This window comes from Salsuginibacillus halophilus (assembly GCF_003014715.1).
Lineage (GTDB): Bacteria > Bacillota > Bacilli > Bacillales > Marinococcaceae > Salsuginibacillus > Salsuginibacillus halophilus.
The window spans coordinates 206,918-222,621 of record NZ_PYAV01000002.1 but is presented as its reverse complement, the minus strand read 5'-3'; the positions used below and the strand labels follow the sequence as shown (position 1 = coordinate 222,621).

Sequence of the window (15,704 nt, the reverse complement as noted above, 5' to 3'; positions counted from 1 at the left end):
CGGGAAAGGAGATGGCTTACATGGTCGAAAAGCGGCGGAAAAAGACAGCTGAAGAACATGCAGCAGGGGTGCTTGCAGGCGACAGGGCGTCGCTTGCTCAGGCCATCACCTTAATTGAAAGCCGGTCAGCTAAGCACTGGGATCAAGCCCAGCAAGTTGTAGAAGAGGTGCTTCCTTATACCGGTAAAGCTCGCCGGCTTGGTTTCTCTGGAGTGCCCGGAGCCGGTAAAAGCACATTGATTGAAGCCTTTGGCATGATGCTTTGTGAAGCAGGTTACCGTGTTGCTGTGCTTGCAGTTGATCCGTCTTCTACAACAAACCGCGGCAGCATATTAGGTGATAAAACGCGGATGGAGCGGCTGTCAAAACACCCAAATGCTTTTATACGTCCGTCACCTTCAGGCGGTACTGCCGGCGGCGTCGCGAAAAAAAGCCGGGAAACGATGTTTTTATGCGAAGCAGCTGGGTTTGACGTTATTATTGTTGAAACAGTCGGTGTCGGTCAAGGAGAGACACTTGTCCGCTCTATGGTTGATTACTTCCTGCTGCTCGTATTGACAGGTGGCGGTGATGAGCTTCAAGGAATGAAAAAAGGGATTATGGAAATTGCGGACGATCTTTATATTAATAAAGCAGATGGAATAAACAAACAGCCTGCTTTAAATGCTCGAGCAGAGTTTAACCGAATGCTCCATTTTCTGCAGCCGTCTACACCCGGTTGGACGACCGAAGCGCATACAGTCTCAGCTTTATATCATGATGGTTTAAAAGCAATGTGGGAGCGGATCGATACGTTTTTTTCAAAAGTACAAGAGAGCGGTCGTTTAACAGAGCGTCGGCGCCATCAAATGAGTGACTGGATGAAAGCAATGGTGCAGGAAGAACTCGAACGTACCTTTTATCAAAATCCAGGCGTTCAATCGGCCTGGCCGGCGTTCGAAGCATCTGTGATTTCGGGAAAAACAGCGCCAGCACGTGCCGTTCAGCAGCTTTTGCAACAATTTTGGGAGGATAAGTAAGGAGATAGTGTCAAAGTCTCTGTCTTTTTTCTCATATAATTCTTTTCAATAAGTTTATATGTATAGCAAGTATGGGTATGAATTACTAATTGCGTAATGCTCTTTCTCCATTCAAATCCAAAATTGAGAAAGTTTAATAATCCATACTAGAGGTGAACATATGAAAAGCTGCTCAGCCTGCTCACAAATGCCCCACTTATTTGAGGAAGGATATTTACTCCTCCAAAGTGCCGAAGTTTCAACGATGACCAAAGTTCAAAAAGTCCTTAAAGATGCCGGACGCTCATTCCAATATTACGAGCCTTCACTTGAAGTACATTTTCAATCTAAAGACGAGATGCGTGAAACGTTAAAACATATGGATACAAGCCTTTCAAAGGAAGATAAATCAAAATTGAATGGCACGTGGTCTTCGAAACAAAAGGAACGCTTTCCAAATATGGCGCCTTTTGATCAGCTGTTGCTCAGGGTAGATAATCCGCATTATTTTCAAATCATTAACGACGCAAAGTTTATTCACCATATGCAGCCAATTATTGAAGTTGATGAATACGAAGTGTTTGGCTATGAGTTTCTCGTTCGTCCATTAGATGATGCGCATAAGTTTCACCCTGGAGAGCTGTTTTCCTACTCATCAGAAGCAGGACTGCAGACGTTGCTGGACAGCCGGGCTCGTGTGTCATCAATAAGTACAGGTGCTGCTGCGCTGCCGTCTGGGACAAAAATGTTTATTAACTTTTTACCTTCATCGATTTATGATCCTTCACACTGCTTACGGACAACGTTTCAAGCTGTCACGCGTTACGGCGTGCATCCGGAAGATTTAATTTTTGAAGTTGTTGAAACTGAAAAAATTGACGACATTGAGCATCTACAAAAAGTATTTAATGTTTACAAGCAGTACGGTGTGAAAGTTGCGCTTGACGATCTAGGCTCTGGATATGCTTCTGAAGAAGTAATGCAACAGCTGCAGCCGGATTACGTGAAAGTAGACCGTGACCTTGTTCGGGACTGTGATACGGATGAAGTAAAACAAAAACGAATTGAAAGCATTGTCGCAACCGCTCATCAACAAGGAACTAAAGTACTTGTGGAAGGCATTGAAACGCATGCAGAGCTCGATACAACAAAGAACGCCGGCGTTGACTATGCCCAAGGCTTTTATATCGGGCGTCCGGCAGCCGAACCGCTGAATAACAATAAAGTGGCACTGTAATCCCTGATGCACAAAAAACGCCACCCTGATCAACGGGGTGCGCAGCGTGTAGACAAATTTTTTAGATTAACGAAGGCTGACGTCGCTTTTCGGCGGACGCTTGCCCCAGGCACGGCCTCAACTTCCTCGGCAGAAAGTCACTGCCTGCGGGATTTTCGGCTCGCGCTGTTCCTGGTGGCGTCGCCGCCGATGCTCGTCAGCCTTGCGTCATTTGAGGGTCATCAATTGTAAAAGTCCTTTTGAGCAAGCAATAGCTACATGGATCAATTTCATAATGACGCTTTACGAACGATAAAGGGAACCATTTACATTGGAAAGCGTCCGTCTGAAGTGAAGTTTACGTTCATGATTCAGTTTTTATGCTCTTAATAGGGCAGTCCGCGGAGCCCGGAGCAGTAAGCTGTGCGTGAATGTTATGTTTTCTACTTTGTCGACAGTCTACGTCACCCTGATCAACGGGGTGGCTTTCGTTTATTTCATTTAAGCGGGCAGCGCCCACTTCCTGCGACGTGTAAAGCGGAGGGATTTGAATGTTAATGATTTCATATTTTGGCAGCGTTCGAATGGCTCAGGCCGAAAAGAATGAGATACTTACGTCATGATCCCGCCAATCATTGTAGCAAATGCTCCGTTCAATCCAATAAATAAAGCACATCTCCGGGTAAGAAAAGCTTCAAATGGCCGCAAACTTAAAAGCGCAAAAGTTCTGTCCAGCACGAAAAACAAAACCGCAGCAATTAAAGTGAACATAAACGCATCAGGAAAATCGAAAAAAGGAGCAGCAATTAATGCACCGGTGATATGCATGAGAAAAGAGGTGAAATGCTCGTGCTGTTTTGAAAAAGCCCGGGCTGTCCAGTCAGCAATGTAGGAAACACCTGCACCGTAAAAAACAATAGGAAGTAATGAGAAAAATCCATAAACCGTAAAGCTCTGCAATGTTTGTTCAATTGTAGAGACGTTGTTTGTCGTAGGTACAGGAAACAATATCCCCATGCTTACGACAAATACCGACCAGACGGCGAGGGCAGTCAGCATTTTGCTCACGGTGTAATACCTCCTTTGTTCATATACGGTTTATATACGTAGTACCCGCTGATCATAGAAGCAAACAAATTTCAATCAAAAAGGAGCGGAAACGGCATGCGCCATCATACAATTATTTATATGCACCCCACATATGACAGTTTTAACGGTCGGCTGCTTGAAGCTTACCGCAAGGAACTCGAACAAAACGGTTTTATCGTCACTGTACGCGCTGTGTATGATCTTTCTATGAAGCTTACACTAACGGACGAGGAATATCAGCAGTCGTTAAGAGGGCGGTATCCTGAAGATGTGCAAGCAGAACATACATTTTTAGCTCATGCAGAAGCTGTGACGCTTATTTTTCCGGTGTGGTGGGGAACTTTTCCCGCCGCTGGTAAAGGCTACCTTGACCGTGTACTTTCTTATGGATTTGCCTATGAATTAGAAGGCGAATCGCCGATCGGTCACTTGAACCATTTGCGGGCGCATGCGATTTATACCACAGGCAGCCCAAAAGAAGAAGCAAACGACATGCAGGCTGCACTCGAATCTGTTTTAAATGATTCTATTTTTTCTTTTTGCGGCATGAACCCGGGCGGAAATTTGCATTTTGGGAATGTGGTACAAGCTGGACAAGCTGAGCATGAACAAATGATACGTGAGGTGGAAGCATTTGCCCGCGCACAAGCCGATACTTGAAATCGTTCTACAAACGAGCTATCATGAAGCAGATGCGGCCCTTTGCCGCAATACTGCTACATAGAAAGGGCGTTACGCATGATTTGGACGCTGAGCCCGTGGTTATTTCATTTTATAGTATCATTACTCCTTCTTTCAGCTGCTTTTGTGATCGGCTGGTTGTTAACAAAATGGGTCCGTAAAAGGAAAGAAAACCATAAGCAAATGGAACGGTTCCTTGCCATTGTTGTTACGGTGACAATGATCGGTTTATATTTTCTTATAACAGAAGTGCTTACCGAAAGTGCTGGTTATCAAGATGCTGTAATTACAGAAGATGGTGCTGAAGTGATGGATTCACCCGTTGTCATTGTACCATTTGAATCCTACGTCATTGCCGAGAGCTTATACTGGCCAGCTTACGTTCGTGAGCTTTCGCCTGACGGTGAAAACGAAGCTGTATTTTATTTTGAGCCGGCTTCTGCTGAAACATTACTTGAAGAAACCGGTTATATTGAAGGTGAAGGCCGGCCCCGCTTTCAGTATGAGGTTTGGTTTGCTCAAGAAGTAGAACCTTTGTTAGCTGAAATCGAAGCTGCTTCGGCTGAAACTGCAGACGAATTAGATGAAACACTTGAACATTGGGATGTATTTATTGAGCAATAAAAAGGGGGAAGCCGCTTGCGCTTTGTAAGTTTTTATGATCGTGACGGAAAAGAAACATTTGGGATTTTTGCGAAAACGGAACATAAGATTTTAAATCTTCCGGCTGCCGAAAGGGCGCTTACAGAAACGGTTCGTTTACCGCAGACACTACTTGCCTGGCTCAATGATCCGGGACGAAGTGAAGCTTACATTCTTGGATTATATGAAAACGCCGTCTTTCATCATCAAGCAGATTTTTGGTATCATCCTGAAACCTCCCTGCTGGCACCTATCCCGCGGCCGCAGAAAAATGTTTTGTGCATCGGTAAAAATTATAAAGACCATGCGATTGAAATGGGAAGCGAAGCCGATATTCCAGAAGCACCTGTCGTATTTACGAAAGCTCCCGGCTCTGTCACCGGCGCAGGCTCAGCCATAGAACTTAATTCAGCAGTAACTGAACAGCTGGATTATGAAGGTGAACTTGCCGTTGTGATCGGGGAAGAAGTAAAGGATGTTTCTGTTCATGAAGCAGAAAACAGTGTTTTTGGCTATACCATTATTAACGATATTACAGCTCGTGACCGACAAAGTCGTCACAAACAGTTCTTTTTAGGAAAAAGCGGTGATACGTTTTGTCCAATGGGTCCATCGATTGTAACAAAAGACGCAATGGCGCAATACTTGCCTGCTAAGATTCGCACTACAGTTAACGGTGAACTGCGGCAAGATGGTACAACAGAGGATTTAATTTTTTCTGTACCGGAGCTTATTGCTGAAATCTCAAAAGGTATGACACTATCACCAGGAGATATTATTGCAACGGGCACGCCTATGGGGGTCGGTAAAGCGATGAATCCGCCCCGGTTTTTACAGGATGAAGACGAGGTAAGTGTAGAAATCCCAGGCATTGGTACGTTAACAAATGTTATCAAGCAGAAAGCATAAAAAAACCGGAAAAGCTGAGCGCTGATTTACAGCCTGCTTTTCCGGTTTTTTGTTTGTCGATAATGATATTAAACATTGAGAATTATTCATAAAACTCCTCAGCCGGTAAGTGAAATGTACTGCGCCACATCACATCGTTTAGTGCCGGACGAGCAATATGCAGCGTGTAATGTTCCTCAATCGGCATGGCAAACCTTAATTCAGCTTCGATACTCCGCTCATTATTTGATGTTTCCGTTAATTGATTTTCCGGAAAAAACTGCTCGTCGTTTACTGAAATCCATATATCTGCCCCTTCAAGGGGGTGAAGCCCTGTACCTTGAAAGGACAGCTCTTCGCCTGACCGCTCAAGGCTGCGCAAAATGAAATGGTCGCGCGTCGTCGGAGCAATCGATTCGTTCAAGGGGCTTAATTCAACGGTTTGGGGCTCATTTACAGGTTCAAAAGCAAAAGGAATTTCAATTTCTGATGTATCACGATGCAAAAATGCTTGGTATTGCAGTTCGACCTTTATGATGTGTTCCTCTCCGTCAAGCGAGCTTACGGATGGTTCATCAATTGGCGGGTACGTCCGCCCGTCTTCATCAAAAGCTGCCTCTTGATAATGAAAATTTAAGTCATCAGGCTCAAGACGGTTTGTTTCGTCTTGAGCCGCGACATGTAGTTCAATGACAAACTTATTTTTTTCTTCTGTCATGCGCTGTTCAGAATGATTGACATAAACTTGATAATAAGGGTTTTCCATAAATGTAGTAAAATCTGTATCAGTTTCATTAGAACTCGTTTCGGCCGGCTCTTCATTTGTCGTAGAAGTGTTTAACCACCCGCACCCTACGATTGTGAAGATGGTGACTGTAAACATAACAAAGGTTGAGTATACGTGTTTAATCAATCTTTCATCCTACTTTCCTGTGTGATCCCAAATCTTTCACCGTAATTTTGTTTAGCGATACTTATACAATTATAACGCAATCGTTGTGAAAGCCAAAAACAAAAATAAGCAAATCATCCTATGCGAGCAATAAGAGCTTTACGAACATGAAATTAACAATTCATAAATCAAATTAAAATGAAATAATGACTTCACAAATGAATGAATCTATCATAAAATGAAATTAACAATTCATAAACGTTAATAAATGAAACGAAAAATTCTTTTAGGAGAGGGAGAGATTATGGCAATTCAAAAACTTGAGCATCCTGTGCTCGATTATGTAGAGCAGACGAAAGCTTCCCAGGCATTTATGGAAGAAGCAGAAAGCGTTATGCCAGGTGGGGTGACGGCAAATATTAAGCATTTCGCACCACACCCAATTGCCATGAAACACGGAAAAGGCGCCCGCATCACAGATATGGATGACAATGAATATTTAGATTACTTGTTGAGTTACGGGGCCCTTATGACAGGGCATGGTCACCCGCATATTAAAAAAGCAATGATCGAGCAGATGGAAGACCATGGAACGTGGTTGTTTGGCGCACCGCACGAGCTTGAAGTTAAAATGGGTAAAAAACTTCAAGAGCTTTACCCGAGCATGGAGAAGCTACGTTACACAAATTCAGGCACAGAGGCGACACTGCTTGCTTTGCGTGTTGCTGCCGCATATACCGGCAAGCATAAAGTTGCAAAGTTTGAAGGCCATTATCATGGCGGCTATGATCAGATGCTTGTCAGCGTCAGCCCGAATGTAAAAGAAGCAGGTTCAGTGAAAAAACCAAACGCTGTGCTTGAATCTAAGGGCATGCATTCTTCTCATGAACGTAACACCGTCGTTTTGCCATTTAACGATTTAGAATCCGCTGAAAAAATTCTACGCTGGCATAAAGACGAAATTGGGGCAATGATGATTGAGCCGCTTCAGTCAGGTTATATCCCTGCAGAACAGCAATTTCTTGATGGGCTTGCGAGCCTTGCTGAAGAACTTGGCATCTTATTAATCTTTGATGAAGTTAAAACTTGTTTTAGACTCGGTCTCGGAGGCGCACAAGAGCGTTATGGCATTAAGCCGGATTTAACGGCGCTTGGTAAAGTTGTTGGCGGTGGTTTTCCAGTCGGTATTGTAGGTGGACGTGAAGATGTGATGGAAGTCACTTCGCCAAACCAAGGTGCTGACGTATTTGACAGCAGTCAAAATAAAAATGCAAAAGCAAGCGATGTGTTATTCCACAGCGGAACGTACAACGGCCATCCAATGATTATGGCAGCAGGTCTTGCTACGATCGAAGTTTTAGAAGAAGAGATTGAGGAAGTATTTCAAAAGACGGAGCATTTAAAACGTGAATTAGAGCGGGTGTTTGCTGAAGCAGGCATTCCGATGAAAGCGGTTGGCGAAGGTTCGATCTTTAGTGTAGTATTAACAGAGAAAGAAACCATCCGCAACTATCGGGACCTTCAGGAAACGAACTTGTCTATGCGCAAAGAGATTGATATGAAGCTGCTTCAAGAAGGCATTTACACGAAGCCGCTGAATCGTTACAGCTTATCCACCGAGCATACTTGGGAAGATATTCAAACCACGATACAGGCGTATGAGCGTGTGTTGTTAAAGCGCTAAAGAAGGTTCCATCCGGATGCACCCGTACAGATGTTGCGGCGGACAAAGGATGGGTAGCAATGCTTGAAAGTGATGTGTATCAGCGAATTATTGCTCTGCAAGATGATATGAGCAAGTCGCAAAAAAAAATCGCGAACTATTTAATAAATTACTCAGAGACGGCACCATTTTTAACTGCATCAAAACTAGCAAAAAATGTAGGTGTTGGCGAAGCGACAGTTGTTCGGTTCGCCATGTTTCTTGATTTTAAAGGCTATCCAGACTTACAGCGGCATCTGCAGGAAGCATTGCAGCGAAAGTGGACATCTGCTGAAGTGTTCGCGCGGACAACAGAAGTTGGCGATACACCGGAAAATGCGTTTACTGAAGTGCTATCTGATGATATACAAAACTTACAGATGACACTTCAGCAAATTGATCCAAAGGTTTTTGAAGAAGTGGTTAACGATATTATCGAAGCAGAACGAATTTATGTTATTGCTTACCGAAGTGCAGCCAGTCTTGGCTCATTTTTAACCTTTTATTTAGATTTGGTTCTGCAAAATACAGAAATGGTTACTCAAGCTGACAGCGTATCCGAACACCTCTTGGATATTACTGAAAATGATCTTGTTATCGGCTTTGGATTTGCGCGTTATACAAAGCGGACGGTTGATGTATTAAAATACGTGAAGCAGCGAAATGCGAAAACGGTTGTAATCACGGATCATTTAATGTCTCCTCTCGTTCCATATGGTGACCAAAAACTACTTGCGGCTACTGAAATTAATTCTTTTATTGATTCGTTTTCCGCTCCGCTAAGTATTGTAAGTGCGCTCATCACTGCAGTCACCCGTTCAGAACATGATAAAGTTCAGGGCCGGCTTCAAGAACTCGAAGGATTATGGGAGACGTTTTCTGTATTTGAAGAATGAAATGAAAAACGGGCTCACCTTATTGGCTTAAGGTGAGCCCGTTTTTTTATGCAGCTGGTTCTGTTTTGTTCCGTTTGTTTCGTAAGACTTGCAGTAGCGCAATGACAGCTAGAAGAGCAATGCCGCCCACCGTAATTGCAATTGACCCTGGATCATCAATGGTAGCTGGATAAATAGCCATTAAACCACCAGTGAACAATAGTAAGCGTTCAATCATGTTAGGTGCTGCAAAGAAGTAATTCATCATTGCTGCGCTCACACCTGCCATCCCGATTAAAGCTGTCGCGACAGCAATCGAGACACTCATGAAGTTTGCATCCCCTTGTAAAACAAGCACAGGGTTATAAACAAAAGCATAAGGTACAATGAACGCGGCAATGGCAAGTTTAAAGGCACTCACACCAGCACTTAACGGATTTGCCCTTGCAATGCCGGCTCCGGCATAAGCAGCAAGACAAACTGGCGGTGTAATGTCTGCAACGATACCAAAGTAAAATACGAACATATGTGCAGCAACATCTGGTACACCGTATTCAATAAGCGCAGGTGCAGCCATTGAAGCAGTGACAACGTAGTTTGCTGTAGTCGGAAGCCCCATGCCAAGTAATATGCACGCAAGCATCGTAAAGAACATAATTAAGAAGAAGTTACCACCGGCAAGCTGCAAAATACCACCAGCGATTTGTCCGCCCAAGCCGGTCGTTGTAACGATACCGACGATAATACCGGCAGAAGCACAGGCGGCGATAACTGGCAGTGCTGTCCGGGCTGCTTTTTCGAGCGTTACGATCATTTTAGGGATATTCATTCGCGTATCTTCGCGGAACAAGCTGACAATAAACGAAGTTAAAATCCCGTATAATGCAGCATATGTCGGTGTAAAACCATTCAACAACAAACCGATAATGACGACAAGTGGAGCAAGTAAATCCAGACGCTTACCAATACTCTTCAATGAAGGAAGTTCTGACTTTGGCAGGCCGTGAATCCCCTGCTTCTTCGCTTGAAAGTGAGTTCCCATAAATACACCAGAGAAGTAGAGAAACGCCGGGATGAGTGCAATAATGATAATTTCACTGTAAGGTACACCTGTGTAGTCTGCCATAATAAAAGCAGCAGCGCCCATAATCGGCGGCATAATTTGTCCGCCAGTAGAGGCAGAAGCTTCAGCAGCTGCTGTGAATTCAGGCTTAAATCCAGCTCGCTTCATCATCGGAATTGTAAATGAGCCGGAGCTTACTGTATTAGCTACGGAGCTTCCGGTGATCGTTCCTTGCAAGGCGCTAGCAGATACAGCGGCTTTTGCTGTACCGCCGGTAAACCGTCCGGTAAGGCCGAAAGCTAAGTCGTTAAAAAACTTACCAATATTGGTTTGAACGAGCATCACACCAAAGAACAAGAATAAGAAAATGTACGTTGATGAAATTTGTATTGGTGTACCAAAGATAGCCTCTGTTCGGTAAAAGAGACGGCGCATCATGTCGCCCCACTCAAACCCTCCGTGCGAAAAGACCCCAAACATTGCAGCGTTACCATATACCCCGTATAAAATCGCAATAGCAGCGATAATGACAATCGGGATACCGACCGCCCGGCGCGTTGCTTCAAGTAAAAGAAGCACTGCAAGCGTCGCAACGAAGGTGTCCTGCGCAGTGTAACCTTGCACGATTGCATTTGAGAGGGCATCGTAGTTCCACACAATATAAAAATTACAATAAAGTGCGGCCATCGCTAAAATCGCATCATACCAAGGCACGCCTGCGCGGCTTGTCATGTTTCTTTTTATTGGATATAACACGAAAATTAATGCCATGCCGCTACCAAGATGAATCGCACCTTGGATAAGTGAAGTATAAGGCCCCTGCATGGCCGTATATAAGTGGAAAATCGTTAGAGAGATACCAATAATGGCTGTTACCCAGAACCACTTTCCTAAATCATGACGAACCGCGGATTCGCGGTCGTATTTTTCTAGCACGTCTTTACTGTCAGACGCTTCGGTTGTTGTATTAGCACTGTTATGTACGTTGCGATCCGTCAACGAAGTCACCACCTTTAAAACTCATTTTTTCAGCTTATGCCGCTAAGGAAAAGTTTATAGCGGTTTTGGGCAAAATGTAGTCTTATCATAACAAAAAAATATGTAGAGTGTCTCAATAAACCATGAAGTTTTTTAAAAAATTTCATAAAAAAGAACATAGGCGGCTTTCACCTATGTTCTTAAAAGAGCTTTATTATTCGTCAAGGAGCCCTTCTTCTTCAAAGAAACGTTCTGCGCCTGGGTGAAGCGGTAAATCATTCGAGCCGTTCATGATATTTTCCATATCCATTGCTTCACCTTGTTGGTGGGAGACTTCATCTGTGTTTTCATAGAGCCCTTTTACAATTTCATAGCCGAGGTCTTCACCGATCTGATCGGTAGAACCAACAAGAATTGCGTAAGCCGTTACAGCTTCGACATCTTCGTCAAGAAAGCTGTAATCATCAGCTTCAATAGTCATGCCTTCATAACCGCTGTTCTCCTCGATATCTGTAAGCTCTTCTTCATCAACTGAGAGAAGCGTGATATCACGCTGGCTGCCTAGATCTTCTTCAATTGTTGTGTTAGGTAGACCTAAAAGACCAAAAGATGCGTCAAGGTTACCGTTTTGCATACGGTTAGCCGCATCGCCAAAGCCTTCTGCGTATTCATTATAATCGCCTTCTTCAAGGCCGTAAGCTTCTAGAATAATGCGGGCAGCTTCCTGCGTTCCGGAGCCGTCTGGACCGATCGCTACATCAGCACCTTCGAGGTCTTCAATTGATTCAATGCCGGAATCTTCAAGTGCAACAATCTGCATAACTTCCGGATAGATGTGACCCATAAAACCGAAGTTGTCAACAGGATTGCCGTCAAAATCAGCTTCGCCGTTGTACGCATCAAGTGCCGGCAGGTGAACACTCATACCAAGCTGCAGATCACCTTGACCAATACTTGCAAGGTTTTCAACAGAAGCACCGGTTGATACAGCGCTTACAGAGAAGTCATCATAATCTACGTTATCGTTCATAACTGTTGCCATTTCATTACCGAGTGGATAATAAGTACCGCCTGTAGAGCCGGTACCAAGCTGCATATCGGTAACTTCTTCAACATCACCGGCAGCTTCGCCGTCTTCTTCAGCACCGTCTTCTTCAGCACCTTCATCTTCTTCCGGCGCTTCATCACCATCCGGCTCTTCGCCACATGCGACAAGAACTGTACCAACTGTAAAGCCCATTGCCAGCATCATCAGTAGACGTGATTTCATGTAGATTCCCCCCAAATGTTTGTTCTTGGCAGATATTAGTCTGCGCATACATATTTAATCAAAGGTTTTGCAAGGTGTCAATGTTTAGTGTTGTAAGCTGGGCTCTTAGCGTGTTTTGCACAAAAATATAAAACGAGATGTAATGTATAATAAAGTTAGTGCTGTTTTGTAAAACGACCTTAAGTGATGAGAATAATTGCATGTACAATACATCCCGTCTTAAAATAAGCATAGTGTTGTAGAAACATTTTCTATTTCGAGATTGATAAGTAGATTTAGCGTACCTACAAAACGAAAGCTCGTAAAGTCTTCGTTTGATATTGATAAAAGTGGTGATGATATGCCTCAAGGGAAGTATTTTCGTATAGGATACGGGGTTTTGCTAGCTGCATTAATTATATTTATGTTGAAGCAAATTGAGTTTGTATTTCAACCAATGTTTACAGTACTGCAGATTTTGTTTGCACCAATTGCCGTTGCCGGTGTGCTTTATTACTTGTTTCGCCCGCTTGTCGGTCTATTAGCAAACTGGATCCCGCGCGGGGTTGCAATCTTACTATTATACTTATCTGCTGTAGGTGGACTTACAATGTTCATATTAACAGTAGGGCCGGAAGTTCAAAATCAGTTTAATAGTTTAATCAATACAGTGCCGCGCATTGTTTATCAAGCGCAGGTCACATTTATAAATCTGCAGGAAAATGAACTAATTGGTCAATTTATTGAACAGACGGATCAATACACGTGGGAGGAACTTACACGTGAAGCGGCAATTGTTGTGAATGACTTTGTCCGAAATATCGGAACAAATATTACAGGATATGTAGGGACAATTGCTAATTTCCTTATCGTCTTAATCATCATCCCTTTTGTGCTGTATTACATGCTTAAAGAAGGCGGGAAAGCGCCGGATCAAGTTTTTCGGTTCCTTTCCACCCGAAACGAACATGAAGCACGCCGAATTTTTAATGATATGGATCACGCCTTAAGTTCCTATATTCAGGGGCAGGTCATTGTCAGCTTTTGCGTCGGGGTCCTTGTTTATATCGGATATCTCATAATTGACTTAGATTATCCGCTGGTGCTGGCGCTTGTTGCGATGTTTACGAACGTGATCCCGTTTGTAGGTCCTTGGATAGGAACGTTTCCCGGCGTCGTTGTTGGTTTATTTGACTCCTGGCTTATGGGACTGCTTGTCGTTATTGTGGTCGTGATTGTGCAGCAGATTGAAAGCAACATTATATCTCCACAAGTCATGGGGAGAAAACTGCAAATCCACCCGGTTACGATTTTACTGCTTTTACTTGTTGCCGGCCGTTTCGGTGGTATTTTATGGTTGATTTTAGCTGTTCCGACATATGCAGTTGTAAAAGTGATCGCAAGTAATACGTACCGGTTGATTAAACTTCGTCAAGCGAATACGGATTAAGTTATACACGTGATACCTTCGTCGCGTGGTTCAAATTTGAATAAAGAAGCCTTCTTTCGGTACAGTAGAATGTTTTCTAAAAACATCACCTAAGGTTCTCGCACAGCTTACTGCTCCGAGCTCCGGGTGCAAGCGTCCGCCGAAAAAAGACGTCAGCCTTCGCTTTTCTTAAAAGTTTGTCTACACGCTGCCGTTTCTTGTAAAGTAGTTCGCTTTGTGTAAAAGTTTTCGTTTAAAACATTTTCTAAACAGGAATGTAAGCGACAGAAGCAATAACTTTACACTCGAGGAGGCGTTCATTTATGTTGTGGACTGTAGTTGGTATTCTAATCGTTTTATGGCTACTTGGATTCAGTTTTGAGATTGGCGGCGGTTTAATTAATTTACTGCTCGTAATTGCCCTGATTGTAGGTATCTTTAACTTAGTAAGCGGCCGGCGTCCTTAAATTAAAAAATGCTGCATACCGGCAGGTCGTTTGGCAGGAAAGCGAGGTTTGATCTGCCGGCTGTTATTTAGATGAGCTACCGTCTTTCCCGTCGAGCTTTTTTTAATGAAACTTGACGTGTATACTAGAAATATAGAAAGAAATAGGAGAGGCGGCGCAAAGCATGAAACGAACCATTCTATCAGCAGCAGGAGTCATTTGTTTTTTCGCCTTCACGGCAAACCTTCAAGGAGAAGAAACAGCAGAAGGGGAGTTTCCCCGAGACCTGCTCGGTGACATTGAACAGTTGAAAGAAGAAGTAGAAGATGCAGACCTTGATGAGGAAGAACATCCGGAATTTGACGAGCTGCAGCCGGATATTCCAGTTTACATCGATGGTCAAGAGCAAAATTATGGCGGTGCACCTTTTTGGGCCGGCGGAGAGATCTTTCTTCCGGTAGCAGCGGCTGTACAAGCCTTGAATGAATATAGCGATGTTCAGGAAGCATTAGGTGTTAACCACCCTTTTGAAGACGAGCGGCCTTATGATGTGCTCGATGAGGAAGGCTGGGTGCAGCAGGTCGATAATCGTGAGTCCGTTGCCCTTCGCAATGTGGAGCATTTCGGTGTGCAGGCTTACTGGTTCGATGATCCTGCTCGTCTGCATTTAGAGACAGGGAGTTTATTAGGATTTTCCGGCGTTCCTGTAGGTGCAACGCGTGCAAGTGCAGAAGATGCATTTAATGCAGATTGGAAAACTGGGTATGGCAAAGCTGCAGATGAAATTGGGTTTCATGGCGGTATGAATCAATTTAATTATACGAATCGCTTTGGTGAAGAACGCAGCGGAGATGTACCGGATGTACAGATTGAAATTAAAGGTGAAACGGTTACTTATTTAATTGCTTCAGATGAAGATTATGCAACTTCAAAAAATGTGGCGGTTGGCGATGATCTATTTGAGGCGCGCAGGATGTATGGGAGCAGTTATGAAGAATTCGAAGCTGTTGGAAAAACAGTACGTGTATATGATGTACGCGAAGGTTCAATTTGGTTTATAGCGGATGATCGTAACGAAATCGAACGAATCGGCTTATGGCACCGACATGTCGCTCCTTTGTTTACAACAGAGAATTAATTTTTTGACTTTTCCGGTTTATATTTCAGCTCAGCGGGTATGATATTACATAGCATACCTTTAAAGGGGGAAGCATGTCATGGCCAATGGAAAGTTTCTTTTAGGTTCACTTATTGCTGGTGCTGTTGGTACCGCCGCCTACGTTTTGCGCGATGAAGAAAAGCGGGAAAGGTTGATGCATACGTCTCAGCGCGCCATTGCACAACTTAAAGGCATGAGCAAAGAAGATGAAGATGAAAAACTTCGCGAAAAAGTAGGGCATTCGGACCCTCATGATTTAGCAGATAATAAAATGGTTGATGAAGGCGCAATGTATTCTGTCCTTCATTTTAATGAAAAGCAGGAAACTGAAGAAGAAACCTTCGAACCAACAAAAGATGGAGCCGAATACACAAAGCAGAAGTAATATGATGTTGAA

At 43.6% G+C, this 15,704-nt stretch carries 15 protein-coding genes; 11 read left to right on the top strand and 4 right to left on the bottom strand.

Annotated elements, in window-relative coordinates; translation table 11 throughout:
• The first annotated feature begins 20 nt into the window (after positions 1-20).
• Together meaB and B0H94_RS02590 are read left to right on the top strand one after the other, a co-directional pair.
• A complete protein-coding gene (meaB, locus tag B0H94_RS02595) occupies positions 21-1,019 on the top strand; it encodes a methylmalonyl Co-A mutase-associated GTPase MeaB (RefSeq protein WP_245893877.1) in 999 nt (332 codons plus the stop codon).
• Positions 1,020-1,179: 160 nt separating this feature from the next.
• The gene (locus tag B0H94_RS02590) at positions 1,180-2,235 is read left to right on the top strand and encodes an EAL domain-containing protein (protein WP_106587678.1); all 1,056 of its coding nucleotides are present in this window, start codon (positions 1,180-1,182) and stop codon (positions 2,233-2,235) included.
• A gap of 591 nt (positions 2,236-2,826) precedes the next feature.
• On the opposite strand, the gene B0H94_RS02585 is transcribed toward B0H94_RS02590, so the two are convergent.
• Positions 2,827-3,282, bottom strand: a complete 456-nt coding sequence (locus B0H94_RS02585; RefSeq protein ID WP_106587677.1) for a hypothetical protein — start codon at positions 3,280-3,282, stop codon at positions 2,827-2,829.
• A 96-nt stretch (positions 3,283-3,378) separates the two neighbouring features.
• Here B0H94_RS02585 and B0H94_RS02580 point away from each other — a divergent pair, with 96 nt between their 5' ends.
• The 3 genes from B0H94_RS02580 (at position 3,379) to B0H94_RS02570 (ending at position 5,535) form a co-directional block, all read left to right on the top strand.
• Positions 3,379-3,963, top strand: a complete 585-nt coding sequence (locus B0H94_RS02580; RefSeq protein ID WP_106587676.1) for an NAD(P)H-dependent oxidoreductase — start codon at positions 3,379-3,381, stop codon at positions 3,961-3,963.
• A gap of 78 nt (positions 3,964-4,041) precedes the next feature.
• The gene (locus B0H94_RS02575) at positions 4,042-4,608 is read left to right on the top strand and encodes a hypothetical protein (protein ID WP_106587675.1); all 567 of its coding nucleotides are present in this window, start codon (positions 4,042-4,044) and stop codon (positions 4,606-4,608) included.
• Positions 4,609-4,671: 63 nt separating this feature from the next.
• Positions 4,672-5,535, top strand: a complete 864-nt coding sequence (locus B0H94_RS02570) for a fumarylacetoacetate hydrolase family protein (protein ID WP_245893882.1) — start codon at positions 4,672-4,674, stop codon at positions 5,533-5,535.
• Positions 5,536-5,617: 82 nt separating this feature from the next.
• Here B0H94_RS02570 and B0H94_RS02565 read toward each other — a convergent pair whose 3' ends face one another.
• A complete protein-coding gene (locus B0H94_RS02565) occupies positions 5,618-6,427 on the bottom strand; it encodes a hypothetical protein (protein ID WP_106587673.1) in 810 nt (269 codons plus the stop codon).
• 283 nt (positions 6,428-6,710) lie between these two features.
• Between B0H94_RS02565 and B0H94_RS02560 the strand changes: the two genes are divergently transcribed.
• Together B0H94_RS02560 and B0H94_RS02555 are read left to right on the top strand one after the other, a co-directional pair.
• On the top strand, positions 6,711-8,090 hold the full coding sequence (locus B0H94_RS02560; protein ID WP_106587672.1) for an aspartate aminotransferase family protein: 1,380 nt from the start codon (positions 6,711-6,713) through the stop codon (positions 8,088-8,090).
• Positions 8,091-8,149: 59 nt separating this feature from the next.
• Positions 8,150-9,004, top strand: a complete 855-nt coding sequence (locus tag B0H94_RS02555) for a MurR/RpiR family transcriptional regulator (protein WP_106587671.1) — start codon at positions 8,150-8,152, stop codon at positions 9,002-9,004.
• A gap of 46 nt (positions 9,005-9,050) precedes the next feature.
• Here the strand turns inward: B0H94_RS02555 and B0H94_RS02550 are convergent, their stop codons facing one another.
• Positions 9,051-11,045, bottom strand: coding sequence for a TRAP transporter permease (locus B0H94_RS02550; protein ID WP_106587670.1), 1,995 nt, complete (start codon positions 11,043-11,045; stop codon positions 9,051-9,053).
• Positions 11,046-11,238: 193 nt separating this feature from the next.
• The gene (locus tag B0H94_RS02545; RefSeq protein ID WP_106587669.1) at positions 11,239-12,294 is read right to left on the bottom strand and encodes a TAXI family TRAP transporter solute-binding subunit; all 1,056 of its coding nucleotides are present in this window, start codon (positions 12,292-12,294) and stop codon (positions 11,239-11,241) included.
• 340 nt (positions 12,295-12,634) lie between these two features.
• On the opposite strand from B0H94_RS02545, the gene B0H94_RS02540 reads away from it, so the two are divergent.
• From B0H94_RS02540 to B0H94_RS02525, 4 genes are all read left to right on the top strand, one after another.
• Positions 12,635-13,723 (top strand): AI-2E family transporter, encoded by a 1,089-nt coding sequence (locus B0H94_RS02540; RefSeq protein WP_106587668.1) that lies wholly within the window; start codon positions 12,635-12,637, stop codon positions 13,721-13,723.
• A gap of 302 nt (positions 13,724-14,025) precedes the next feature.
• A complete protein-coding gene (locus tag B0H94_RS02535; protein ID WP_106587667.1) occupies positions 14,026-14,169 on the top strand; it encodes a lmo0937 family membrane protein in 144 nt (47 codons plus the stop codon).
• A 163-nt stretch (positions 14,170-14,332) separates the two neighbouring features.
• Positions 14,333-15,286: a hypothetical protein gene (locus tag B0H94_RS02530; protein WP_106587666.1), complete on the top strand. Its 954-nt coding sequence runs from the start codon at positions 14,333-14,335 to the stop codon at positions 15,284-15,286.
• A gap of 79 nt (positions 15,287-15,365) precedes the next feature.
• Positions 15,366-15,692, top strand: a complete 327-nt coding sequence (locus B0H94_RS02525) for a hypothetical protein (RefSeq protein ID WP_106587665.1) — start codon at positions 15,366-15,368, stop codon at positions 15,690-15,692.
• Positions 15,693-15,704: the final 12 nt, after the last annotated feature.